The sequence below is a fragment of the Sporichthya brevicatena genome, assembly GCF_039525035.1.
Classification (GTDB): Bacteria; Actinomycetota; Actinomycetes; order Sporichthyales; family Sporichthyaceae; genus Sporichthya; species Sporichthya brevicatena.
Genome location: NZ_BAAAHE010000007.1, coordinates 30080 through 54651 on the forward strand (window position 1 = coordinate 30080; position 24572 = coordinate 54651).

The 24572-nt window shown below is 71.9% G+C and carries 22 protein-coding genes; 13 read left to right on the forward strand and 9 right to left on the reverse strand.

Annotated features, from left to right (window positions below; all coding sequences use genetic code 11):
- Positions 1–208: 208 nt before the first annotated feature.
- The 4 genes from ABD401_RS03255 to ABD401_RS03270 are packed head-to-tail and all read right to left on the reverse strand — an operon-like array spanning position 209 to position 5406.
- Positions 209–1219, reverse strand: a complete 1011-nt coding sequence (locus ABD401_RS03255; RefSeq protein WP_344601546.1) for an amidohydrolase family protein — start codon at positions 1217–1219, stop codon at positions 209–211.
- Positions 1212–2594 (reverse strand): metal-dependent hydrolase family protein, encoded by a 1383-nt coding sequence (locus ABD401_RS03260; protein ID WP_344601548.1) that lies wholly within the window; start codon positions 2592–2594, stop codon positions 1212–1214. The genes ABD401_RS03255 and ABD401_RS03260 overlap by 8 nt, the downstream gene beginning before the upstream one ends.
- Positions 2591–3058 carry a (2Fe-2S)-binding protein gene (locus tag ABD401_RS03265; protein WP_019873879.1) on the reverse strand — a complete coding sequence of 156 codons (468 nt, stop codon included), beginning with the start codon at positions 3056–3058 and terminating at the stop codon, positions 2591–2593. The genes ABD401_RS03260 and ABD401_RS03265 overlap by 4 nt, the downstream gene beginning before the upstream one ends.
- Before the next feature lie 14 nt (positions 3059–3072).
- Positions 3073–5406, reverse strand: coding sequence for a xanthine dehydrogenase family protein molybdopterin-binding subunit (locus ABD401_RS03270; RefSeq protein ID WP_344601551.1), 2334 nt, complete (start codon positions 5404–5406; stop codon positions 3073–3075).
- 197 nt (positions 5407–5603) lie between these two features.
- Here ABD401_RS03270 and ABD401_RS03275 point away from each other — a divergent pair, with 197 nt between their 5' ends.
- Complete coding sequence (locus tag ABD401_RS03275) at positions 5604–6041, forward strand: nuclear transport factor 2 family protein (protein WP_344601553.1); 438 nt, start codon at positions 5604–5606, stop codon at positions 6039–6041.
- Here the strand turns inward: ABD401_RS03275 and ABD401_RS03280 are convergent.
- On the reverse strand, positions 5957–9442 hold the full coding sequence (locus ABD401_RS03280) for an indolepyruvate ferredoxin oxidoreductase family protein (protein ID WP_344601555.1): 3486 nt from the start codon (positions 9440–9442) through the stop codon (positions 5957–5959). The genes ABD401_RS03275 and ABD401_RS03280 overlap by 85 nt on opposite strands.
- 112 nt (positions 9443–9554) lie before the next feature.
- Between ABD401_RS03280 and ABD401_RS03285 the strand changes: the two genes are divergently transcribed.
- Positions 9555–10076: an Lrp/AsnC family transcriptional regulator gene (locus ABD401_RS03285; protein ID WP_344601557.1), complete on the forward strand. Its 522-nt coding sequence runs from the start codon at positions 9555–9557 to the stop codon at positions 10074–10076.
- Here the strand turns inward: ABD401_RS03285 and ABD401_RS03290 are convergent.
- Genes ABD401_RS03290 through ABD401_RS03300 form a run of 3 tightly spaced genes read right to left on the reverse strand, consistent with a single transcriptional unit; the run spans position 10039 to position 12787 of the window.
- On the reverse strand, positions 10039–10338 hold the full coding sequence (locus ABD401_RS03290; RefSeq protein WP_344601559.1) for a Dabb family protein: 300 nt from the start codon (positions 10336–10338) through the stop codon (positions 10039–10041). The genes ABD401_RS03285 and ABD401_RS03290 overlap by 38 nt on opposite strands.
- Positions 10335–11567 (reverse strand): cytochrome P450, encoded by a 1233-nt coding sequence (locus tag ABD401_RS03295; protein ID WP_344601561.1) that lies wholly within the window; start codon positions 11565–11567, stop codon positions 10335–10337. Before ABD401_RS03295 ends, ABD401_RS03290 begins: the two co-directional genes overlap by 4 nt.
- A complete protein-coding gene (locus ABD401_RS03300) occupies positions 11564–12787 on the reverse strand; it encodes a cytochrome P450 (protein ID WP_344601563.1) in 1224 nt (407 codons plus the stop codon). Before ABD401_RS03300 ends, ABD401_RS03295 begins: the two co-directional genes overlap by 4 nt.
- A gap of 212 nt (positions 12788–12999) precedes the next feature.
- On the opposite strand from ABD401_RS03300, the gene ABD401_RS03305 reads away from it, so the two are divergent.
- The 8 genes from ABD401_RS03305 (at position 13000) to ABD401_RS03340 (ending at position 20810) form a co-directional block, all read left to right on the forward strand.
- The gene (locus ABD401_RS03305; protein ID WP_344601565.1) at positions 13000–13698 is read left to right on the forward strand and encodes a ThuA domain-containing protein; all 699 of its coding nucleotides are present in this window, start codon (positions 13000–13002) and stop codon (positions 13696–13698) included.
- A gap of 51 nt (positions 13699–13749) precedes the next feature.
- Positions 13750–14514, forward strand: a complete 765-nt coding sequence (locus ABD401_RS03310; protein ID WP_344601567.1) for an SDR family NAD(P)-dependent oxidoreductase — start codon at positions 13750–13752, stop codon at positions 14512–14514.
- A 121-nt stretch (positions 14515–14635) separates the two neighbouring features.
- Positions 14636–15493: a branched-chain amino acid ABC transporter permease gene (locus ABD401_RS03315; protein ID WP_344601569.1), complete on the forward strand. Its 858-nt coding sequence runs from the start codon at positions 14636–14638 to the stop codon at positions 15491–15493.
- 3 nt (positions 15494–15496) lie between these two features.
- Positions 15497–16510, forward strand: a complete 1014-nt coding sequence (locus ABD401_RS03320; RefSeq protein ID WP_344601571.1) for a branched-chain amino acid ABC transporter permease — start codon at positions 15497–15499, stop codon at positions 16508–16510.
- Complete coding sequence (locus ABD401_RS03325) at positions 16510–17310, forward strand: ABC transporter ATP-binding protein (protein ID WP_344601573.1); 801 nt, start codon at positions 16510–16512, stop codon at positions 17308–17310. Before ABD401_RS03320 ends, ABD401_RS03325 begins: the two co-directional genes overlap by 1 nt.
- On the forward strand, positions 17291–17998 hold the full coding sequence (locus ABD401_RS03330; protein WP_344601575.1) for an ABC transporter ATP-binding protein: 708 nt from the start codon (positions 17291–17293) through the stop codon (positions 17996–17998). The genes ABD401_RS03325 and ABD401_RS03330 overlap by 20 nt, the downstream gene beginning before the upstream one ends.
- 67 nt (positions 17999–18065) lie before the next feature.
- Positions 18066–19289, forward strand: a complete 1224-nt coding sequence (locus tag ABD401_RS03335; protein ID WP_344601577.1) for an ABC transporter substrate-binding protein — start codon at positions 18066–18068, stop codon at positions 19287–19289.
- 75 nt (positions 19290–19364) lie between these two features.
- Positions 19365–20810 carry a M1 family metallopeptidase gene (locus ABD401_RS03340; RefSeq protein ID WP_344601580.1) on the forward strand — a complete coding sequence of 482 codons (1446 nt, stop codon included), beginning with the start codon at positions 19365–19367 and terminating at the stop codon, positions 20808–20810.
- A 24-nt stretch (positions 20811–20834) separates the two neighbouring features.
- On the opposite strand, the gene ABD401_RS03345 is transcribed toward ABD401_RS03340, so the two are convergent.
- On the reverse strand, positions 20835–21308 hold the full coding sequence (locus ABD401_RS03345; protein WP_344601582.1) for an RrF2 family transcriptional regulator: 474 nt from the start codon (positions 21306–21308) through the stop codon (positions 20835–20837).
- Between the two features lie 94 nt (positions 21309–21402).
- On the opposite strand from ABD401_RS03345, the gene ABD401_RS03350 reads away from it, so the two are divergent.
- The 3 genes from ABD401_RS03350 (at position 21403) to malQ (ending at position 24570) form a co-directional block, all read left to right on the forward strand.
- Positions 21403–22131 carry an SDR family oxidoreductase gene (locus ABD401_RS03350; RefSeq protein WP_344601584.1) on the forward strand — a complete coding sequence of 243 codons (729 nt, stop codon included), beginning with the start codon at positions 21403–21405 and terminating at the stop codon, positions 22129–22131.
- A gap of 240 nt (positions 22132–22371) precedes the next feature.
- Entirely contained in the window at positions 22372–22575 is a 204-nt protein-coding gene (locus tag ABD401_RS03355; RefSeq protein WP_344601586.1) for a hypothetical protein, read from the forward strand.
- 144 nt (positions 22576–22719) lie between these two features.
- Positions 22720–24570 carry a 4-alpha-glucanotransferase gene (gene malQ / locus ABD401_RS03360; protein ID WP_344601589.1) on the forward strand — a complete coding sequence of 617 codons (1851 nt, stop codon included), beginning with the start codon at positions 22720–22722 and terminating at the stop codon, positions 24568–24570.
- The last annotated feature ends 2 nt before the right edge of the window (positions 24571–24572 follow it).

Here is a 24572-nt window from a genome sequence, read left to right on the forward strand (position 1 = left end):
TTCCCCTGCACAAGAGATGTCATCTCCAGTGCAGGGGTGGGTGCACAAGAGATGTCATCTCCAGTGCAGGGCGTCGGGGCCGGGTGCCCGATTGCGCCGAGTGCGCAGATCAGCACCGGTCGCGGCGCGGGCACCCGTGCTCAACTGCGCACTCGGTGCAGATCGGCTCACCCTGCACTAGAGATGTCATCTCCAGTGCAGGGGGCGGTCAGGGGAGGCGGAGGAGCCGGGCGGCGTTGGCGGCGAGGGTCGGGGCGAGGGCGCCGGGGCCGTCGGAGGCGCCGGAGTCCCAGCCCGCGAAGTTGGTGCCGAACACCAGGCGCTCGGTGCCGGCGTGGGAGACGAGCAGGTCGAGCGAGCCCGCGTCGTGGACGTGGGTGTCGAACCACAGCTGCCGGTAGTAGTGCGCGAAACCGTTCTCCCGCAGCGCTTTCGAGGCCCACGGCCGGACCTCGACCGCGCGGGCGAGCCGGCCGGCGAGGAACGCGGCCGCCCCGCCGCCGTGGCTGATGCACACGTCGAGGCCGGGGTGCCGCTCCAGCACGCCGCCGCAGACGAGCGCGGCGACGGCGAGCGTCTCGTCCCGGGCGAAGCCGAACAGCAGGTCGAGGTCGAACCGGCGCAGCCGTACGTCGTCCGGCGGGCCCTGCTCGCCGAGCGGGGTCGGGTGCACGAACAGCGGGACGTCGAGCTCGACCAGCGCCTCGTACAAGGGGTCGAGCGCGGGGTCGTCGAGCGTCCGCCCGGCCGGGTCGGTGTCGATGTACGCCGCACGCAGGCCGAGGTCGCGGACGCTGCGCCGCAGCTCGGCGATCGCGGCGGGCACGTCCTGCATCGGCAGCTGGGCCGAACCGAGCAGACGGTCGGGGTGCTTGCCGACGAGTTCGGCGAGGGCGTCGTTGTGAGTGCGCGCGAACCCGATGGCCGCGTCGGCGTCGAGCCGGCCGAAGTAGGTCAGCGGGTTCGGGGAGAGCAGCTGGACGTCGATGCCGGCCGCGTCCATCGCGGCGAGCCGGACGTCGACGTCCATGAACGGCGAGCCGCGGTAGCGGACGCCGCGCAGCACGTACTCGCCGACGCGGTAGAAGGGCGTGCCGTCCTCGGCGACGCCGAGCTCCGGTCCCGCCGCCCCCGCGGCGCCGAGGCTGACCTCGAGCACCGCGTGGGCGTGGACGTCGACGACCCGCGTGGAGCCTGAAGCTGACGCGACGTCAGACACGAGCGAGCTTCTCGAGCTGCTCCTCGGTCAGGGCGAGGCCGCGGGTCAGCGGACAGGAGGCGAGCATGCGGACCTGATCGCTGCTGCGCATCTTCCGCTCGGGGATCGGCGTCGTGAGGTCGATGCGCCGACCCTCCTTGATGACCTCCACGATCTTCGACTGGTCCTGAAGGATCGTGATGTCGGCCAGCGGATTGCCGTCGATGACGAGCACGTCGGCGATGCGGCCGACCTCGAGCGTGCCGAGCTGGCCCTCCATCCGCATGGCGAAGGCGCCGTTGCGGGTGGCCGCGACGATCGCGTCCATCGGGGTCATGCCCATGTACTGGACGAACATCTCCAGCTCGCGGGCGTGCCACTCGCCGACCGGCGTGACGGCGAATCCGGTCTCGGACCCCGCGAGGAACGTGACGCCGAGCTCGTGCGCCTTGGCCATCTGATTGGCCGTCACCTCGACCTCGGCGCGGAACACGTCGAGCAGTTCGGGTGCGGTGCCGATCTTCAGGCCGTAGTCGGCGAGGTTGCCGAGCAGCGTGAACGTCGGGCAGAGCGCGGACCCGGACTCCAGCACGGCGTCGAGCGCGCGGTCGTCCATGTAGGACGCGTGGTAGATCAGGTCGACCCCGGCCAGCGCGGCCTCGCGCGTGCTCTCGGAGTTCCGGCAGTGCGCGACGACCTTGGTGTTCAGCTCGTGCGCGGCGTCGCAGACGGTACGGAGCTCGTCGAAGCTCCAGACCTTGACCTCGGGGCCCTTCATCGACGGGATCAGGCCGGTGACCATGATCTTGATCCAGTCGACGCCGTACTTGATCTGCCGCCGGATCTCGTTGACCATCATGTCCCGGTTGTGGACGACGGTCGCGTACCCGGTGGTGCCCTCGTCCTTGATCATCCGGCCCGCGGTGCCACCGAGCATCGTCATCAGCGCCTGGCCGCCGGCCCGCATGCGCGGACCCTCGACGATGCCGGTCTCGATCGCGTCCCGGAGCTCGACGCCGATGTTCCACAGGCAGTCAGCGTCGAGGACGCTCGTCACGCCGGCACGGAGGACCTTGCGGGCGTTGTACGCCGACAGCATCGAGCTGTAGGCCTCGGTGCGGTGGTGGAACAGCTCGTCGTTGCCGGTGGGCTCGCCGAACGTGAGGTGCGTGTGCGCATCGATGAGGCCGGGCATGACGGTGCGGCCGGTCGCGTCGATGCGGACGTCCACACCGTTCGCGGCGGCCTCGTCGTCGGCGGCCCGGCCGAGAGCGGCGATCCGTCCGTCCCGGATGAGGACCGACTCGCCCGGGCGGGCCGCCGCCCCCGTCCCGTCGATCAGAGTTCCACCGACGAGCAGAGTGGTGCTGGTTCCCTGCCGCAGTCCCGATGTCACGACTTGGCGGCCATCTTTCGCGCTGCCGATTCGATCGCCTTGCGGATGCGGAAGTACGTGCCGCACCGGCAGACGTTCTGGATGGAACGGATCTGCGCGTCGGTCGGCTTCTTCGTGCGCTTCAGCAGCGCGACCGCGTTCATGATCTGGCCGGGCTGGCAGAACCCGCACTGCGGGACGTCCTGCTCGATCCAGGCCTCCTGGACCGGGTGCAGCTTGCCGCCCTTGGCCAGGCCCTCGATGGTCGTGACGGACTTGCCGGCGACCTCCGAGACCTTGACGGAGCAAGGCGTGATCGCCTGGCCGTCGAGCAGGGACGTGCAGGCCTTGCAGTCATTGATGCCGCAGCCGTACTTCGGGCCCGTGATGGCGAGCTTGTCCCGGAGCACCCACAGCAGAGGGAGGTCCCTCGGGGTGTCCACGGTGACGTTCTTGCCGTTCAGCCGGAAGGTGTACTTGGGCACGGAACACCCTTTCTCTACGAGAACGCCGGCGGGGGCAGCTGGCCGGGCGCGAACGGTTCGAAGTCGACCGGATGGATGATCGGGAACTTACGGGGGCGGATGCCGGTCACCTTGGCGTAGGCCTGGGCGATCGCGCCGGTCGGGGCGGCCATGCCGACCTCGCCGGTCCCACCGATCGGGTCACCCTTGTCGGGCATGACGATGACCTGGATGTCGGAGGGCATGTCCCGCATCCGCAGCCACTTGTACTGGGAGAAGCTGCCCTCGAGCGGCAGGCCGTCGACGATGTGCAGGCCGGCCTTGAGCGTCAGCGAGATGGCCTCGGCGAGACCACCCTCCATCTGCGCGATGATGCCGAGCGGGTTGATCGGCTTGCCGCAGTCGATGGCGATGACGGCCTTGGTCACCCGCGGCAGCTTCGGGTTGCGGGCGTCCAGCTCGATGAGCGCCGCGGTGTGCGACCGGCTCTCCGAGTGGAACGCGATGCCCTGGGCGTGGCCCTCCGGCATCGCCTTGCCCCACTGCCCGCGCTCGGCGACGGCGTCGAGGACGGCGCGCGAGCGGTCGGACTTGAGCAGGGCCCGCCGGAACTCGTAAGGGTCGACCTTGAGCTTCTCGGCGAGCTCGTCGATGAACATCTCCTCGCTGCCGCGCGCCGTCTGGCAGGGGACGCTGCGGTAGGAGGAGGTCGGCATGCCGAGCGAGACCTCGAGCTGACGCTTGTCCTGGGCGCCGAGGTTGTACGGCGAGGACACCATCGTCGTGAAGACGCCCTGGCCGAACCCGTCGTTGACGATCGCCTGCTTCGCGCCCTGCGGCATCTCCGTGATGATCGCGGAGAAGATCTCGCCGAGGCCGTGCCGGTAGTCGGTGGAGACACCGGCGACGCGCTGCTCGGACGAGACGACCTTGCCGTCCAGGATCGTGGCGCGGAAGCGGTGCACGTTCTGCGGGCGGTGCCGGCCGTGCCGGAAGTCGTCCGTGCGGGTCCACATCAGCTTGATCGGGCGGCCGACCTGCTTGGAGACCAGCGCGGCCTCCATCGCGGCGTCGAAGAACACGCGCCGGCCGAAACCGCCGCCGACGGGGACGACGTGCGCCTTGACGGATTCGATCGGCAGGCCGCAGGCCAGTGCGACCTGCTGGGCCGCGACGATCGGAGCCTGGAAGCCGCTCCACAGGTCGCCGCCGTCGGAGCGGATGTCGGCGATCGCGCACTCGACCTCGAGGAAGCCGTGGGCGGCGGGGGCCCACTCGTACTCGGCCTCGACGGTGTTCTCGCCGGCCGGCGGGGCCATGAACGGGAGCATGCTCGCGCGCAGCTTCTGCCCGACGGTCTCGTTCGACTCGTTCGCGACCGGGCCGGAGTCGAAGACGGCCTCGACGGCGGCGGCACCGGCGCGGGCCTGCTCGAAGGTCTCGGCGACGACCGCGACGCCGTTCTTGAGGAGCGCCGTGGCGATGACGCCGGGCATCTTCTCGACCTGCGCCTTGTTCCGGAACTCCTGGAGTTCGGCGTTCAGCGTCGGCGCGCGCCGGACCATGGTGGGCAGCGCGCCGGGGACCTGCAGGTCCATCGTGAACTTCTTGCGCCCGGTGACGATGTCGAGCGCGTCGACGCGACGGGTCGGCTTGCCGACGATCTTGTACTGGCTCGCCTCCTTGAGGCGGACCTGGCCGATCTTGAGGTTCGGGTCGGCGGCGGCGCGGCTGAGCTCACCGAAGGTGGCGGTGCGGCCGTCGCCGGAGACGATCACGCCGTCGTGCACCGACAGCGTCGAGGGGTCGACGCCCCACTGCTGCGCGGCGGCGGCCGTCATCCGCATCTTGGCGGTGGCGGCGAGCACGCGCAGCGGGTCGTGGAACTGCCGGTGGCTGCAGGAGCCGGCGGTCATCTGGTTGCAGGCGAGCTCCGGGCGCGCGTCGGCGCAGGTGACCTTGACCTGCTCGAGCGGGCAGTCGAGCTCCTCCGCGATGAGCATGGCCATCGACGTGGTCATGCCCTGACCCATCTCGATGCGCGGGATGTCGAAGCGCACGATCCCGTCGGTGCCGATGTCCAGTTTCAGCAGCGGCATCGTGGGCGCGCCCGCCATGATGATGGCGTCGGCGATGTCGAACGTTTCCTCGATCGACTGACCGGACGGGACCGCCTGCGTGCTGCCGGTGGCCGCCTCCGCGACGTCACCGAGGAAGCCGTCGAGCGTCACCGACGTGGCCAGCGACAGTGCGGGAACACCGACGAGGAAGGTCAGGAACGTGCGGCGGCCCAGCCGGACCTCGCCGGCGGCGGGTTCCGCGGGCGCACTGCTGGGGGCAGCACCGATGGTGCTCTGTGCGTCGACCATGACCTCGACTCTCCTGTGTGCCGGGCGAAAGCACCCCTGTGGTCTACGTCTCTCAGGTTATGACCCTGCCTGAGGCGAAAAGGCGGAGTCAAGGTTCTAGCGACGATATGGGCCAGGGTTTTGCTTCTCAGCGTAGGACCAGGGAATCTGGGCGTCGCTAGAACCACAACTCCCCCTCGGGATCAAGGGTGACGTCGATGTCATTTACCGCGGAGTCCGGCACCGCATTTGCGACGGTGTCCCGCTTCCTGGCTGCCGTAGCTGCGAGGGACGCGGTGGCGGCGGGCGCCTGCTTCGCGCCGGGGGCCACCTACGCCAACATGCCGCACCCGCCCGTGGTGGGGCCGGCGGGCGTCGCGGGGCTGCTTTCGCCGATTTTGAATCGTTCCGAACGGGTCCGCTGGGACCTGGTCTCGGCGTCGTACACCGCGGACCGGGCGTGGCTCGAACGCGTCGACCGGTTCTGGATCGACGGCCGCGAGTACGCGATCGAGTGCAACGGCGTCGCCGAGATCGACCCGGCGGCCGGGTTGATCACGGCGTTCCGCGACTACGTGGACCTGGCGACCTGGAGGGAGCGGCTCGGTGACGTGCTCACGGCGTCGCCGGAGCCGGGCGCGGGCGCCGGCGGGTAGGCCGCGAGCGCCCGGGTGAGCTGCTCCCGGTAGCGGGTGACGTTCGCGAGCTTGATCTCCTCGTAGCCGCGGACCTCGTCGGGCAGGTCCGCGATCTCGACCGCCGCGGGGAGCGCCGCCGGGGACAGGCCGCTCAGGAGCCGCTCGATCACCGTCCGGTACTCCGCGACCAGTTCGCGCTCCACGCGGCGCACCTCGGCGCGGCCGAAGGGGTCCCACCGGGTGCCGCGCAGGCGGCGGGCCCGGACCAGGGCCCGGAAGGCAGGGTCGGCGACCCGCTCGGGGACGGGAATCTTCCGCTTCAGGCCGAGTGCACGCAGCGCCGGCGGGTGCAGGTGGCGGGTGACGCGGGCTCCCGGGCCGAACTCGCGGGTCAGGGCGGCGCGGTTCGCCGGGTCCAGCGCGAGCCGGGCGACCTCGTACTCGTCCTTGTAGGCCATCAGCTTGTGCAGGTTCCGGGCGACGGCGGCCGCGAGCGCGGTGCTGCCGGGGACCGCGGCCGCCTCCGCGGCGCGGACGCGGTCGACCACGGCCGCGTACTCGGCGGCGTACTCCGGCCCCGAGTACCCGGTCAGGTCGGCGACCCGCACGGCGAGCAGCGCGTCGAGGTCGTCGGTCTCCGGGGAGGTCTCCGGGGAGGTTTCCGGTTCGGCGCCCAGGGCGCGGGCGAGACCGGCCGGGTCGGCGACGGCCTGCCGGCCGCGGCGGAAGGCCTGAACGTTGGCCGCGACCGCCACCCCGTTCAGCTCGAGCGCGCGCTCGATCGCGGCCGGGGGCAGCGGCAGCGCACCGGACTGGCAGGCGACGCCGACGAGCAGGATCGCGGCGTACTGGTCGCTGCCGAGCAGCTGCGCGGACAGGCCGTGGGCGTCGAGGGTGAACTGGGTCCGGGTCGCCGCAGCGATCCGGCTCAGGACCTCGTCGACGACCGGGAACTGCACGGTCGGGTCGACGACCATCGACCCGGTCGGGATCTGGGCCGTCGAGACCACCGCGGCCGTGCGGTTCGGGTCGGCGGCGGACAGGCGCGCCGGGTCCGCGGCGACGAGCAGGTCGGCCGCGATCAGGACGTCGGCCTCACCGGCGGCGAGGCGGCCCGGGACGTCGAGCGGCGAGGTGCTCAGCGTGAGGTCGGAGACGACCGCACCGCCCTTCTGAGCGAGGCCGGTCTGGTCGAGGCCGCGGACGTGGCGACCGTCGATCACTGCGGCGTTGGCGAGGACCTGAGCCACCGTCACCACACCGGCGCCGCCGACGCCGGCGAGCCGGACGCGCACCTCGTCCGGCCGGGAGGCCGGCGGGGCGGGCAGCTCGGCGTCGTCGAGGGCCGGAGCGCGGCGGGCCTTCGCGACGCCGGCGGAGTCGGCGCCCGGCTCCACGGTGACGAACGACGGGCAGTCGCCGGCCAGGCAGGTGGCGTCGAGGTTGCACGAGCCCTGGTGGATGCGAGTCTTGCGGCCGAACTCGGTCGCGACCGGATGCACCGACAGGCAGCCGGACTTCGCGCCGCAGTCGCCGCAGCCCTCGCAGATCCGCTCGTCGATGACGACGCGCTTCGTGGGCGTGGGGGCGAGGCCGCGCTTGCGCGCGCGGCGCAGCTCCGTCGCGCACTCCTGGTCGTGGATCAGCACGGTGACGCCGGGCGTCGCCGCCAGGACGCGCTGCGCCTCGTCGAGGCGCTCGCGCTTCCACACCTGCACACCCGGCGCGAGACGGGTCCGGCGGTACCGGCGTGGGTTCTCGGTCGTGATGATCGTGCGCGCCACACCCTCGGCCGCGAGCAGCCGCGTCAGGGCGGGGACCGACAGCTGACCGACGGCGTCCTGACCCCCCGTCATGGCGACGGTGCCGTTGTGGAGCAGCTTGTAGGTGATCGAGACCCCGGCGGCGACCGCGGCGCGGATCGCCAGGCTGCCGGAGTGGAAGAACGTGCCGTCGCCGAGGTTCTGCACCAGGTGCGGGGTCTCGACGAAGGGCGCCATCCCGATCCACTGCGCGCCCTCGCCGCCCATCTGCGTCAGGCCGACGACGTCGCCGACCTGGCGCGGGTCCATGAGCAGCACCATGGCGTGGCAGCCGATTCCGGCGCCGACCAGTGATCCCTCGGTCGGCCGCGTGGAGCTGTTGTGCGGGCAGCCGGAGCAGAACGACGGGGTCCGGGGCAGCAGCGGCAGTGGCGTCGGACCCGACGTCCTCCGCGCGGGGGCGGGCGCCGTCAGGCCGAGCCGAGCCGCGAGGGCTTTCGCGATGCTCTCGGGGTCGAGCTCGCCGTGGGGCGGGAGCAGGGGCGAACCGTCGGGGCTCGTCTTGCCCGAGACCGCCGGGGCGTTCGGGACGCCGTAGAGCGCGTCCTTGATCGCGGACTCGAGGAACGCCCGCTTCTCCTCGACGACGACGATCTCGCGCAGACCCTGCGCGAACGTCCGGACGATGCCGGGCTCGAGCGGGTGGACCATGCCGAGCTTGAGCAGCCGGATCCCGCGGCGGCGCAGGTCCTCCTCGCCGAGGCCGAGCCGGGCGAGGGCGTGGCGCAGATCCAGCCACGTCTTGCCCGCCGCGACCAACCCGATCGTGTCGTCGGCGGAGCGCGCGACGATCTCGTTGATCGGGTTGGCCGCGGCGTAGCGACGGGCAATCTCCAGCCGGGCCCGGTGCAGGTCACGCTCGAGCGGGCCGAGCGTGGGCTGCAGGAGCCGGCCGGTGACGGTGTGGGTGAACGGACGGCCGTCGATCGTCCGGTCCGGTGCGACGAAGGTGAACGGCTCCACCGAGACCGTGGCCGAGCCGTCCGCGACGGCGGTGGCCATCTTGAGGGCGGCCCACAGCCCGGACGCGCGGGAGAGCTCGATGCCGTGCAGGCCGAAGGTGATCACCTCGGCGGGGTCCGCCGGGTAGAGCGTCGGGATCGCGAGGTCGGCGAGGGCGAGTTCCGACGCGCACGGCACGCTGGAGGACTTGGCGGCCGGGTCGTCACCGACCACGGCCAGCACCCCGCCCGTGGAGTGAGTACCCATCAGATTCGCGTGACGGATGGCGTCGGTCGCACGGTCGAGACCGGGGGCCTTGCCGTACCAGACGCCGACGACCCCGTCGGGGCGCATGCCGCCGGCCACGGCGGCGAGCTGGCTGCCCTGCACCGCGGTGGCCGCGGCCTCCTCGTTCAGGCCCGGTGTGAAGACGACGTCGTGCGCGTCGAGGAGCTGGCGTCGGCGGCCGAGTTCGAGGTCGAAACCGGCGAGCGGGGACCCCTCGTAGCCCGAGACGAAGGTCGAGGTGTTCAGGCCGCGAGCGCGGTCGGCCCGGCGCTGGTCGAGCAGCAGGCGGACCAGAGCCTGAATACCCGTCAGGTGGACGACGTCGCCCGTGGCGACGTAGCGGTCGGAGAGGGCGAGATTCGACATCGTGCTTCGGACGCTAGGCACGAATCGGGCACTCGTCCAGCTACAGTTTTCGAAACTGGGCCATTGGCTCAGTCCGAGTCCACCCCGACCGCGCCGAACGGAGCACCTGTCCATGTCCGTCGACGACCTCGACCGTGCCCTGCTGCTGGAACTGCTCGAACACCCCCGAGCGGGGCTGCGGGAGTACGCACGGGTGCTGGGCGTCGCGCGGGGCACCGTGGCGGCGCGCTTCCTGCGTCTGCAGGAGACGGGGGTGATCACCGACCTGGCGCCGCAGGTCTCCACCCGCGCGCTCGGCTACCCCGTCGCGGCGTTCATCCAGCTCGACCTGGCGCAGGGTCACCTGGACTCGGTGGTCGAGGCGCTCACCGAGATCGGCGAGGTCATCGAGGCGCACACCGTCACCGGCGACGGCGACCTGCTCTGTCAGGTCGTCGCGCGCGACACCCCGGAGCTGGAGCACGTGGTGCAGCGCATCATCGCGATCCCCGGCGTCGTGCGGACGCGCTCGCAGGTCGCGCTGACGCAGCGCATCCCGCGGCGGGTCCTGCCGCTGGTGCGGCAGGCCGCCGGCAAGGGTGCGGCGCGGGGGAGCGTCAGAGCTCGTACTGCAGCGCCACGCGCTCCGCGATGATCGGGCGCAGGTACTCGGTCACGACCTTGGTGTGCCGCGGGTCCGACTGGTAGGCGAGGTAGGCCTCGGAGTTCGGGAAGTCGCCGACCACGACGACGTCCGCGTTGCCCTCGGCCAGCCCGGCATCGAGACCGACGCTCAGGCGGCCGAGGTCCGCGACCTCCTCCTTGAGGCGGCCGAGAGCCGAGATTGCCGCCTCCCGCTGCTCCGCCGTCGCCTCGGGCTGCCAGCGGAACATCACGACGTGCCGGAAGCCGCTCACGACCCGTCCCCGAGCAGGACCGGGTAGCTGCCCCAGTACGGGCGCAGGGTGTTCTTGTCGCGCTCCGGCGCGTTGTCCGGGTCGCGGCGGACGCCGGCGGTGAGCACGGCCTGCACCGATCCGGTCAGCAGACCGAACAGGTGGTTGTCGGCCTCGAAGTCCGCACGCGGGACGACGCCCGCGGCGAGGTCCTGGCCGATGCAGACGTGCATGCCGCCACCGAAGCTCAGCCCGAACGGCGCGACGCCCGGCGGCAGCGGCCGGCGCGGGTTGAACTCGGCCGCGTCCTCGCCGAACACCTCGGGGTCGCGGTTGATGTTCTGCAGGTCGAGGATGACGAAGTCGCCCTCGTTCACCTCGCCGGACGACAGCGACACCGGCGCCAGCGCGCGGCGCTTGCCGATCGGGCTCGACGGGTTCAGGCGCACCGTCTCGTGGATGCAGCGCTGCACGAACAGCTGGTCGGTGCGGATGACCTCGAGGTCCTCGGGGTGCTTCTCGACCCAGCTCAGGATGTGGTCGATCGAGCGCACGAACGCGGTCGCGGTCGTGTGGGCGCCGGCGAGGAGGAAGAACGCGATCTCGCGGCGGAGCACCTCGTGGGTGAGCTCGAGCTCGTCCCAGTTCTCCAGCAGGGTCGTGAGGACGTCGCGCGGGAGCTCGACGTCCTCACCCGCGGCCTTGCGCTCGAGCAGCGCGCGGCGACGCTCGATCGAGGGGGCGAGGAAGTCACGGTCCCAGTCGAGCAGGCCGGCGTAGATGCACTTGCGCTGGGCGTCCTTGTCGCCCGTCGAGTGCGCCAGGGTCGCGCCCTCGATGAACAGCATCATGTAGCTGTAGAGGTGGTGCGTCTCCTCGGCCGTGCCCTGGGGCCGGTCGACGCCGGCGGTCAGCGCGGCGAGGTTCAGCAGGAGCTCGTGGCCGAGCGTCACCAGGTCGACGCGACCGGCCTCGACGTACGGGGCGAGCGTGCGCTCGATGACCTGCGGGAAGAGCTCACGCTCGTAGCGCTCGAAGACCTCGCGCCGGAACATCTTGTTCTCCGCGCGGCGCCGCGCGCGGTGCTCGGCACCGTGGAGGTTGACGAGGACGTCGCCCATGACGACCTCACCCTCGTCGTAGAGGGCCTGCCGCAGGTCCTTCGCGCGGTAGACCTCCTTCGCCTCGGCGAACGTGCTGACGACCAGCGGCTCTTTGGCCTCGGGCGTGGACGGAGCGGTGACGGTCATCGGAGGGCCTCCTCGAACACGACCGGGTAGCTGGCGAAGTTGTGACGCTTGGAGTCGGAGTCCAGCCGCGGCGGGTTCGCCGGGTCCGGACGGGCGCCGCTGCGCAGCAGAGCGTGAATCATGAGCGTGACGGTGCCGAACACGGGCTCGTGGTCGTCGGGAGCACCGGTGTTCTGCACCCCGCCGTCGAGTTCCATGCCGATGCAGGCATGCATGCCACCGCCGAAGGAGTGGCCCCACGGCGGGACGCCGTCGGGGAGCTCGCGGTCCGGGTCGAAGAGCTCGCCGTCCGGGCCCCACACGGCGGGGTCGGTGTTGGCGGACTTGAGGTCGAGCTCGACGAGCGACCCGGCGGGGATCTCCATGCCGTTGCGCAGGGTGATGTCCTCGACCGCGGTCCGCCAGGCGACGGGCGAGGCCGGGTTCAGGCGCAGGGTCTCCAGCACGCACCGCTGCAGGAAGCGGCGGTCGTCGAGGCGGGCCGCGAACGTGGGGTCGTCCATCCGCAGGAACACCTGGTGCGCGGAGTGGGTGAACAGGTTCGCGGTGCTGTGCGACCCGGCCTGCAGGTAGAACGCGACCTCGCGGCGGATCTGGCCGTCGTCGACGCCCAGCTCGGCGCGGTTGCGCAGCAGCGCGGTGAGGACGTCGCGGGGGAGGTCCTCCTCGGTGATCCGGCCGGCGGCGAGGTCGGCGAGCAGCTGCTCGCGGCGCTCGCGGGACGGGCGCAGGAACTCGGTCTCGAAGACCTCCATCGCTGCGGTGACTTCGGCGTGCAGCTCGGCCGGGTCGCGGGTGGAGTGGATCGCGGTCGCGCCGGCGCTGAACACGCGGGCGAGGTCCTCGAGCCGGTCGGCGCGGTCCGTGTTCTCCGGCGGGTCGATGCCGGCGACCAGCGCGGTCAGGTACATGATCGTCCGCCGTCCGAGGTGGACCAGGTCGGTCGACCCGTCGGCCAGCACCGGCGCGTAGCTCTGCTCGATGGTCCCCGGGACGAGCGTCAGCTCCCAGTACCGGAAGGTGCCCCGGCGGAACAGTCGGTTCTCGACGCGGCGGCGCAGCTTGTGCTCGTCCCCGTGCAGGGTGATCAGCGCGCCGGACATGACCGCGCCACCGGCGTCGTAGAGCGCCTGCTTGAGGTCGCGGGCGCGCAGCGCCTCCCGCACGTCGGCGTACGTGCTCAGCACGATCGGCCGCGACACCTCTGCGGTGACGCTCATTCGTCCGCCTTTCGCCGTACCACTGGACTAGTCGTTACGAAGGTAGCTACTATGAGGGCCATCACTCAAGGGTTGCGCAGTCCCTGAGCTGAACCTGGACGCTTTCCGAGGCTCCTTGTTCGGGTCCGGGGTCGTCGCTAGCGTCATCCTGACGTCCGCACGCTGATCGTGAAAAACGTTCGGCATCACCGTAGAGTTCCAGGAGTTGCTTCGTGCGAGCGGTCGTTCTGTCCGGCGGTCTCACCCACGACTTCCCGGCCACGACCGCGTGCCTCGCGGACCTGCTGGACGCGCAGGGAGTGACCGCGGACGTCCACACCGACGTCGAGTCGGCCTTCGCCGCGCTCCCCGGGGCCGCGTTGTTCGTGGTCAACGCCCTGCGCTGGACGATGACCGGGGCGACGCCCGACCGGTACCGCGTGCTCGCCGACGTCGAGGGCCGGACGGTCTCGCCCGCGGCCCGCGAGGCGCTCGCGCGCCACCTGGCGGCCGGCGGCGGGCTGCTCGGGATGCACACCGCCGCCATCTGCTTCGACGACTGGCCGGAGTGGGGTGACATCCTCGGCGGCGCGTGGGTGTGGGGCACCTCCTGGCACCCGCAGATCGGGCCGGAGATCTCCGTGCGGCCGGTCGAGCACGCGGCCGACGAGCACGCGTTGACCGCCGACATCGACCCGTTCGACCTCGTCGACGAGGTCTACTCCGAGCTCGACCTGCGGCCCGACGTCGAGGGGCTGCTGACCGCGGTCGCGCCCGGCACCGAGGGGCCGGCGCGCCCGCTGCTCTGGTCCCGCGAGTACGGCGGCGGCCGCGTCGTCTACGACGCGCTCGGCCACCACCCGCCCTCGTACGAGGTCCCGGCGCACCGGGAGATCGTGCGCCGGGCGATCCGCTGGACGACCGGTCGCTGAGCACCGGCACCAGCCGCTGAACATCCGTCAGACAACGAAGGGAACTTGATCATGGGCCGTCGGCTCGAAGGGATGTCGGTCCTGGTCACCGGCGGTGGCTCGGGGATCGGCGAGGCGTGTGTCCACCGCCTGACCGCCAAGGGCGCGAAGGTCACGCTCACCGGGCGCCGGGCCGAGAAGATCCAGACGGTGGCGGAGAAGGCCGGCCCGAACGCCCTCGCCGTCCCCGGCGACGTGACCTCCGCGGCGGACCGCGCGGCGATGATCGAGGCCGCGGTCGAGTTCGGCGGCGGGCTGGAGGTCCTGGTCAACTCGGCCGCGAACATGTACCGCGGACCGGTGGACGAGCTGACCGAGGAGGGTCTGCAGGACATCTTCTCCTCGAACGTCATCGCCCCGATGCTGCTGACCGGCCTCGCCCTGCCCCACCTGCGCGAACGCGCCGGCGCGGTGATCTTCTTCGGGTCCGTCCACACCCAGCGCGCCTTCCCCGGTGCCTCGCCCTACGCCGCGACGAAGGGCGCACTCGAGACGTTGACCGGGGTCCTCGCGGCCGAGCTCGGCCCGCAGGGCGTGCGGGTCAGCTGCGTGCGTCCGGGTGGGGTGCTCACCGAGATCAACCAGCGCGCCGGTCTGATGGACGACGCCACCGCCGCCGCGCGCATGGCCTCGCTCGGCCCCGCCCACGCCATCGGTCGCCCCGGGACCGCGGACGAGGTCGCCGAGTCGGTCGAGTACCTCGCGCAGGCCGAGTGGCACACCGGCGCGGTCCTGACCATCGACGGCGGACTCGGCCTCGGGGTCACCAACGCCTGAGGCGGCGTCACCCGGAGGGGCCGCGCCGCGTCCCGCGGAGCCCCTGGACGGAGCCGAATCCTTGTCACGGTTCCCGCGGCCCTCCTATAGTCGCTAGCCATCCAACGACGCTGGGGCGCCCGTGAGCGAACAGGTCGTCAACGGCCTGGAGTCAGGCAGTTGGTACGCCCTCATGGCACTGGCTCTCGTGCTGGTCATGCGGGCCACCAACGTGCCGAACTTCGCGATGGCGGAGATGGGCCTGTTCGGCGCGTTCATGCTCTGGACGCTGATGGACGCCGGCATCCCGTACTTCATCGCGATCCCGATCGCCCTGCTCTGCGGTGCGCTGCTGGCGGTGGTGCTCGAACGGGTGCTGATCCGGCCTCTGCTGTCCGAGTCCGAGTTCGCCGGCGTCCTGATGACGATCGGCATCTTCGTCGGACTCAACGCGCTGACCCAGCTGTTCTGGGGCTCGCAGCCGCGTGAGGTCGACTCGCCGTTCACCGCCAGTTGGGACGTCTTCGGTACCCGCGTGACGGCCAATCAGCTCGTGTCGCTCGGGCTCGCGATCGCCGTGACCTACGCGCTGGCCAGGTATTTCCGCTCTCCCGGCGGTGTTCGTATGCGCGCCGTCGCCGAGGACCGGGTGACGCCGCGACTGGTCGGCGTCAGCGTCTCCTGGGTCTTCCGGACCGCGTGGGCCGTGGCCGGTGTCATCGCGACGCTGGCCATGGTCCTGCAGGGCCAGTCGACGTTGCTGACCGACCAGAACGCGGGCTCGATGGTGCTCAAGGGCTTCGTCGCCGCGACCGTCGGCGGCTTCACCTCGGTGTGGGGAGCGCTCGCTGCCGGCCTCGGTCTCGGCGTGATCGAGAACCTCGCCGGCTACTGGATCTCGACGTCCGCGCGCCCGGCCGTGGCGCTGCTCGTCGTCCTGCTCGTGCTGCTGCTCCGCCCCCAGGGGCTGTTCGGCACGGTACGGACACGGGAGGTCTGACCGGTGCTGCGCGACATCAAGGCGCTGACGGTCGTCAAGGCGCTCGCCGTCACGGCCGTCGTGATGGTCCTTCTTACGCTTCCCTCGTTGGTCAACCCGTACCGGTTGTTCCTGGTCTCGCTGGTGGCCGTCTACATGGTCGCCGGGCTGGGCCTGACGATCATCATGGGCTGGACCGGGCAGGTCGTCCTGGCGCAGGCGGCCTTCTTCGGGATGGGCGCCTATCTGACGGCCTACTGGCACGAGTGGATGCCCTGGCCGCTCGCGGCCGCGCTCGCCTGCCTCGCCGCGGCGGCGGCCGGCGCGGTGATCGGGTTCCCGGCCGTGCGCCTGCACGGGTTCTACCTCGCGATCGCCACGCTCGCCTTCTCCGAGCTCGTCCGCCGCGGGTTCGTCGAGCTCGACTCGATCACCGGTGGCATCGCGGGCACCGACGTCGAGCCCGTGCAGTTCGGTGGCCTCGACGTCGCCGCCTCGCAGTGGTACCTCGCGCTCAGCGTGGCGGCGTTCGCGCTGCTCGTCGCCTGGCGGATCCGGGTCACCAGCCTCGGCCGGTGCCTGCTCGCGGTGCGCGACGCCGAGGTCGCGACGGCGTCGGTCAGCATCTCCGCCGCCCGCTACAAGCTGGTCGCCTTCGCGCTGTCCGCGGCGATGGGCGCGCTCGCCGGTGCGGTCTACGGCCAGCTGCAGGCCTACCTGACGCCGGAGATCTTCGGCGTCGGCCTGCTCATCCAGTTCCTCGTGGTCGCCTTCGTCGGCGGGGTGACGTTCCTCCTCGGCCCGTTGCTCGGCGCGATCTTCGTCGTCGTCGCCCGCGAGCTGCTGCAGGACCTCGGCGCCGGGCAGCGCCTCGCGTACGCGATCGCGCTGATCCTCGTCGTGCGCTTCCTGCCCAGTGGCCTGGCCGGTCTGCCGGCGCTCTGGCGCCGGTTCCGGACGCGGCGCTCCGCCGCCGCGCCGTCCGCTCCGGCCGCGGGCGAACAACCCGCCCTGGCCTCCTCGGGGGGTGACGCCTGATGACCGACTCGACTCCGGCCGCGACTCCGGAATCGGTGCTGACGCTGCGGGAGCTGGCGGTCAGCTTCGGCGGCAACCACGTCCTGCGGTCGGTGGACCTCGAGGTGCCGACCGGGTTCACCGGCCTCGTCGGCCCCAACGGGGCGGGCAAGACGACCGTGTTCAATGTCGTGTCCGGCTACGTGCGCGCGGCCGGCGGCGACGTCCGGCTCGGGGGCGAGACGCTGATCGGCGTCGCCCCCGACGCGATCGCGCGGCGCGGCGTCGGGCGCACCTTCCAGACGCCGAAGCTCGTGGCCGGGATCAGCGTCGTCGAGAACGTCATGCTCGGCCTCGACGGGCGCGCCGGGCCGCTCGCGCACCTGCGCGCGATCGCCGGGTCGCGTCGCGACTCCCGCCCGGCCCGGGAGCGGTCGCTGGACCTGCTCGAGCGCTTCGGCATCGTCGAGTACGCGAACGAGGAGGCCTCGGCGCTCCCGCTCGCGACGCAGAAGATCGTCGAGGTCGCGCGGGCCCTGATCGCCAGCCCGCGCCTCGTCCTGCTCGACGAGCCGGCGGCCGGTCTCGGCGCCGAGGACGTCGAGGCGATGGTGGCGCCGCTGGTCGAACTCGCCGCCGACAACGACCTCGCGGTCGTGATCATCGAGCACGACCTCGCGCTGGTCTCGCGGCTGTGTCCGCGGCTCGCCGTGCTGCACCAGGGCGGCGTGATCGCCCTGGGCACCCCGGCCGAGGTCCTCGCGCAGCCGGAGGTCGTCGACGCCTACCTGGGAGCGGGCTTTGCTGCTGTCGGTCCGTGATCTCGAAGCCGGTTACGGCGGCGCGCACGTCCTGCGCGGCGTCTCGCTCGACGTCGCCCCCGGCGAGATCGTCCTGCTGCTCGGCGCGAACGGTGCGGGCAAGACGACGACGCTGCGAGCGATCTCCGGCGTCGTCGCGGCACGCGCCGGGTCGATCACCTTCGACGGCCGGCTGTTCTCCGGGCCACCCGAGGCGCGGGCTGCGCGCGGTCTCGGCCACGTGCCGGAGGGCCGCGGCATCCTCGCCGGGCTGACGGTGGCGGAGAACCTCGACCTCGGCACCGTCCTGCGCAAGGACGGGGCGGCGGCCGTGGCGGCCGACCGCGCGAACCTGCTCGAGCTGTTCCCGATGCTGAAGCCGCGACTCAAGGAGTCGGCCGCGGCGTTGTCGGGCGGTCAGCAGCAGATGCTCGCCCTCGCCCGCGCCCTGCTCGCCCGTCCGCGGCTGGTCATGCTCGACGAGCCGTCGTTCGGTCTCGCACCCTCCGTGGTCGACGAACTGCTCGGCCTGGTGCAGCGGCTGCGCACCGAGGGGACGACCTTCCTCATGGTCGAGCAGCACGCGGCGGCGCTCGCGATCGCCGACCGCGCCTACGTCCTCGCCGGCGGCCGCACCGTGCTCGAGGCTCCCGCCGCCGAGCTCGCCGGCGACGACCGACTCGTCCGCGCCTACCTCGGGGCGCACTGATGCCCTGTTCCGGAACTTGTCCCGCCCGTTGCCCCCGTCTGGATCCCACCCGAGCAAGGAGTTCTCGATGACCACGCGCCGGACCGCGCTCGCCGCGGCTGCCATCCTGCTGGCGGCTGCCGGCTGCAGTTCCCAGAGCGACGACAAGCCCGCGGTGCAGGCCGGCGGGGACGGCTCGTGCAGCGGCGTCTCGCAGGGCGTCACCGACACCGCGCTGAAGGTCGGCACCTCGCTGCCGCTCTCCGGCGGCGCGGCCACGGCCGGCAAGGGCTTCGAGGCCGGGCTCAAGGCCGCGGTCGCCGAGGTCAACTCCAACGGCGGGATCAACGGCCGCAAGGTCGACCTCGTCGTGCTCGACGACGGCTTCGAGGCCGCCCGGTCGGTGGCGAACATCCGCCGCCTCGGTGAGGAGGAGAAGGTCTTCGCGGTCCTCGGCCCGGCCGGTACGGCGAACCTGCCCGGCAGCTTCTCCTACCTGGAGCGCAAGGGCATGCCGATGTTCGCCCCGGTCCTCCCGCCGGACCCCGACAAGGGCGAGGTCTGGCTGCTCGGTACCGGTCACAAGGACCAGGTCCGCGTGATCATCGACTGGCTGGCCAAGGAGAAGAAGGTCAAGACCGTCGCGCTGCTGACGCAGGACAACGACCTCGGGAAGGCCTTCGCCGAGGCCGTCGACGAGCAGGCGCCCAAGCACGACGTCAAGCTCGTCGCCAACGAGAAGCTGGAGCCGAACTCGACCGACGTCGACTCGGCGATCCTCAAGCTCAAGGCGAAGAACCCCGACGCCGTCATCTCCGGCACCGACAACGCGCAGACCGCGCTGCTGCTCAAGGAGGCGCGGGACCTGAAGTGGTCGACGCTCATCGTCGGCAACTCGTCCTCCGGCGGCCCGGGCAGCCCGAGCACCGTCGGCCCGGCCGGTCCCGCGGCGGAAGGCTTCATCTCCTCGGCGATCCTCGAGTTCCCGACCTCGGACGCCCCCGAGGTGCAGAAGTACCGCGAGGCGATGAAGGCCGGCGGCGGCGCCGAGGCCGACAACTCCTTCGCGCTGCAGAACTACGCCTCCGCGCAGGTCTTCTTCGAGATCGTCAAGCGACTCGGCGACGACGTCTGCTGGGCGAAGTTCCGCGCCGAGGGCGAGAAGCTGTCCGACTTCAAGACCGGCCTCATCCCGCCGGTGACGTTCGGCGCGCTCCCCGGCGGCCACAGCGGCACCAAGGGCGCCCGCATCGCGCAGTACACGGGCAAGGAGTGGAAGGCCCTGACCGAGTTCGTCGAGCCGCAGGACTGAGCCGGCGAACTGGGCTGGCGAACTGACTGACGGACCGGCCCGCACCGCAGCGGTCGGCATGGCACTCTGAGCGTTATGCGCCGATTTCGCCTGCCGCTGCGGTCCGGGCTCGCCCTCGCGACCGCCGCCCTCGTCGGAGCGGTGCTCACGGCCCCGGGAAACGCGCAGGCGCAGGACGCCTTCGTCCCCGGGGCCGCCGGCGTCGGGGACTCCTACTTCCCCGGCGACGGCAACGGCGGCTACGACGTCGACCACTACGACCTCGCCGTCCGGTACGACCCGCTCCCGGGACACCTCGCCGGGGTCGCCACCATCCGGGCGAAGGCCACGCAGAACCTCGCGCGGTTCAACCTCGACCTGGTCGGCCTGAACGTCCGCAAGGTCACGGTCGACGGCGCCGCGGCCCGCTTCACCCGCAGCGGGCAGGAACTGGAGATCACCCCGGCCGCCGGGCTGATCCGGGGGCGGACCTTCACGGCCGTCGTCACGTACGACGGGATCCCCGACCCGACGCTGTCCGGGACCGAGGCCCGCGGCTTCCACCGCACCCTGACCGGGGCGGTGTTCACCGGTCAGCCGCACGTGGCGACGGCGTGGTTCCCGGTCAACGACCATCCGAAGGACCGTGCGACGTACACCGTGACGGTGGACGTGCCGGCCGGGCTGACGGCGGTCAGCAACGGCGTGCTCGCCGAGCGGCGCAGCGCGGCCGGGCGGTCGGTGTGGACCTGGCGCGCCGACGACCCGATGGCGTCGTACCTCGTCGTGCTGGCGATCGGCGACCTGGACCTGAAGGCGTACACGAAGGAGGGCATCCGCTACTGGGACGCCGTCGACCGCATCCTCGGCCCGAACTTCGCGCGCGACGCGCTCGCCCAGCAGTCCACGGTGATCGCGACCCTGGCCGAGATGTTCGGGCCGTACCCGTACGACATCGGCGGCGCGATCGTGCACGCCGCCGCCGCGGAGTTCGCGCTCGAGACGCAGACCCGCCCGGTGTACTCGCCGAAGTTCTTCGTGCCCGGCGGCTCGGGCGTCGGCGTGGTCGTGCACGAGCTCGCGCACCAGTGGTTCGGGGACAACCTCCGCCTCGCGGACTGGCGCAACATCTGGGTGAACGAGGGCTTCGCCTCGTACGCGCAGTGGCTCTACACCGAGCGCACCGGCGGGCAGTCCGCGGCGAAGCGGTTCGCCGAGACCTGGGAGGCCTACGCGGACGACCCGGACTTCTGGTCGGTCCGCATCGGCGACCCCGGCGCGGAGAACCTGTTTCACGGCGCGGTGTACGTCCGGGGCGCCATGACGCTCCATCAGTTGCGTCAGGTCGTGGGAGATTCGACCTTCTTCCGCATGCTCCGCAGCTGGGCGACCAAGCGCGCCGGCGACGCCGTGACGATCTCCGAATTCGTCGCGCACGCTAAGAAGGTCTCGGGCCGCGACCTCGGCCGGTTCTTCGACACCTGGCTGTTCACCGGGTCCCGGCCGACCCTGCCCGGCCCGGGTGGCCCGGCGCCGTCCTGACGCGCGGCCGCGACTGACTGGCCCCTACTGCGACAGCCACGCCCGGGCGGCGCGGGCCTCGTCGGGCGGGACGATCTCGGCCACGGCGGCGGCGAGGTCGGCGATCGTGGTCGCGGCGAGGGAGTCGCGCCAGGCCTGCTCGGCCTGCGCCATCACGGCCGCGATGCCGCAGGGGCGGACGCACCGCTCCGGGGGCGCGCCGAACGGGCCGTTCTGCCGGATCTCGGTGCACCGGAAGGCGGGGGCGTCGCCCTCGACCGCGAGCACCACGTCGAGCACGGTGATCTCTGCCGGTGGCCGGTTCAGCACGTAACCGCCCTCCCGGCCCTCGGTCGAGGAGACCAGGCCGGCCCGGGACAGGGCCTGCAGGCTCTTCGCCAGGTACGTCCGCGAGACCCCGTGGAACTCCGCGAGCCGGGGCGCGGGCACCGGCCCGTCCGCCGCGCTCAGGACGACGCAGCAGTGGACGGCCCATTCGACCCCGGTGGCGAGCTTCACCTCCCCAGGGTATCGCGGACTTCGAGTGTCCGTGTTTAGATGAACCCGGATAGTAGTTATCCGCGTTTGTCGTCGCGTTCTCGAAGGAGTGGATATGAAGATCGCCGTCGCCGGGTCCACCGGCATGGTCGGGCGCAAGCTGGTGGCGCTCGCCACCGCGCAGGGGCACGAGGTCGTGGGCCTCGCCCGCAGCACCGGGTACGACCTGCTCGCCCCGGTGGGGCTGGAGGAGGCACTGGCCGGTGTCGACGCCGTCGTCGACGTCACGCAGGGGCCGGCGCTGGACGAGAAGGAGGCGACGGAGTTCTTCGTGACCGTGGCCGAGAACCTCGGCAAGGCCGCGAGCGCGGCCGGGGTGGGCCGCACGGTCGTGCTCTCGATCGTCGGGGTCGACCGCAGCCCTGACTACGGCTACTACGTCGCCAAGCTCGCGCAGGAGGAGGCCACCCGCGCCACGGCACCCGGGCCGCTCGTCGTCCGCGCGACGCAGTTCCACGAGTTCCCCGGGCAGATGCTGGAGTGGAACCGGGACGGGGACGTGGTCCGGATCGTCGACGTCCCGACCCAGCCGGTGTCCACCGACGAGGTCGTGGCGCTGCTGCTGGAGGCCGCGACCGGGCAGGTGGACGGCGACGTCGACCTCGCCGGGCCGCAGGTGGAGCGGCTGGTCGACCTGGTCGAGCGGGTCGTCGCGCGCACCGGTGAGCGGGTGCGCGTGGAGGCGGTGCCCGCGCCGGCGAGCATGGCCGGCGGGTCGATGGTCCCCGGTCCCGGCGCGCTCCGGCGGGGGCCCGACTGGGACACCTGGTTCGCCGCGCGATGACGGTCACCGGCGCCCGGGTCCGGACACGCAAAGGCACCCACAACGTGGTGGGTGCCTTAACCCACAGCTACAAGTCACCGGCTGGCGGACCTGCTGCCCGAGCTGTGGGTGGGTTGCGGGCTTCCTATCCCGAGTACAGGTGTACCCCGGTTTTGCCGATTTAGGACCCGCCACGACCTTTGAATCGGCTTAATTCTTGGCCTCGAGGTGTAACCCCGGCGGGCCGGGCAGGGTTTAACCATGTCCGACGTCGAGCCGGAGGCCTCCGAGACCGATCAGCCGGGGCGTGCGGCTGCCGCCCAGCAGGAGCTCCGGCTGCGCCGCCGCGAGATCCTCCTTGCCGAGCTCGCCGAGGCCCGCGCGCTGCGGCGGCGCCTCCACCCCCGCAAGGTCCGCCTGGCCCGGGAGCGGGCCGTCCTGCACGCCGCGACGCTGCGTCGCTGAGGCGCCCGGGGCTACCGGCCAAGAACTCCCGCGGACGGGGTTTCCGGGCCCGGTTCGGTGGGAGTTCTTGCTCACCGCTCCAGGTCTGCGAGGTTTCGGGTGTCTCCCTCCAACGACATGTCCGCCGGCGACAGGTCCGTACCGGTGACCGACGCGTGGGGGATCGACGACCGGTTCCTGGACGCGGGCGGCACGGTGCGGTCGATCGCGCCGGAGGTCCTCGAGGCCGTCCGGGACCGCATCGGCACTCCGCCGGACGACCGCCCGCCGCGGCCGCTGGTCACGCGCCCCGGCGAGCCGGTGCCGGACGGGCACGCGTACCTCGTCCTCGAGGACGGGTCGACCCGCGAGGTCGCCGACTTCTTCCCGGCCGACCTGCCGTACGGGTACCACGCCATGATCGGCCCCGCCGGGCGCGCGCGGCGGCTCATCCTCGGACCGGGGCGGGCGCACCTGCCCGACCGGCGGATGCGGGGCTGGGCCGCGCAGGTCTACGCGATGCGGTCCGAGCGCAGCTGGGGGATGGGTGACCTGGAGGATCTGCGCCGGCTGGCGCGGTGGTCGAGCCGTGAGCTCGGGGCCGGGTTCGTGCTCGTCAACCCGGTGCAGGCGGTCTCGCCGACGATCCCCCAGCAGGCGAGCCCGTACTACCCCGCGAGCCGGCGGTTCCTGAACCCGCTCTATCTCGCGGTCGAGCACGTGCCGGGTGCGGCCGGGGTGGTCGAGGTCGAACGGGCCGCCCAGGCGGGACGCGCGCTGAACGCCGACCCGCACCTGGACCGGGACGAGGTGTGGCGGCTGAAGTTGGCGGCCCTGGAGCGGATCTGGGCGATCCGCCGGCGCGACCCCTGCCCGGACTTCGAGGCATGGACGCGCACCTCGGGGCCGTCGCTGCAGCAGTTCGCGACCTGGTGCGTCCTGAGCGAGGAGTTCGGGCCGGGCTGGCGGTCGTGGCCGGTGCCGCTGCGGACGCCGATGTCGTCGGCGGTGACGACCTTCGCGCACGGTCACGCCGACCGCATCGAGTTCTACTGCTGGCTCCAATGGCTGACGCAGCGTCAGCTCAAGGATGCGAGCCAGGGGATCGCGCTGATCCAGGACATGCCGATCGGCGTCGACCCGGGCGGGTTCGACGCGTGGGCCTGGCCGGAGTTGCTGGCCGAGAACGTCAGCGTCGGCGCACCCCCGGACGAGTTCAACACCAAGGGCCAGGACTGGGGTCTGCCCCCGTTCGTGCCGTGGCGTCTCGTCGACGCCGCGTACCAGCCGTTCATCGAGACCGTGCGCGCGTCGATGACCACCGGGGGCGGGTTGCGGGTCGACCACGTCATGGGACTGTTCCGGCTCTGGTGGGTGCCGGGCGGCGCCTCGCCGGCCGACGGGGCGTACGTGCGCTACCCGGCCGAGGACCTGCTCGACATCGTCGCGTTGGAGAGCTGGCGGGCCCGGGCGCTCGCCGTGGGGGAGGACCTCGGGACCGTCGAGCCCGGCGTCCGGGAGGCGATGGCGGACCGGGGCATCCTGTCCTACCGGCTGCTGTGGTTCGAGTCCGACGAGCCGGCGTCCTGGCCCGAGCAGGCGATGGCCGCGGTGACGACGCACGACCTTCCGACGGTGGCGGGGTTGTGGACCGGGTCGGACCTGCGAGAGCAGCGCCAGCTCGGGATGGATCCGAACGAGGAGGGGACGGCGGAGATGCGCGACCGCCTCGCGACCGGCGCGAGCCTGGCTGACGATGCGTCAGTCGAGGAGGCGGTGGCGGGGGCCTACGGTCTGCTCGCCCGCACCCCGAGCCTGCTACTCACCGTCGCCCTCGACGACGTCGCCGGCGCGGCGGATCGTCCGAACATCCCGGGGGCGGACGGTGGACGGCCGAACTGGTCGATCCCGCTGCCGGCCGACCTCACCGAGCTCGAGCACCGGTCGCTGCTGCACGAGGTGGCGGACCAGGTCCGCACCGCGGCGGACCCCCCGGAGCGTCCGGCGCCGGCGTAGAT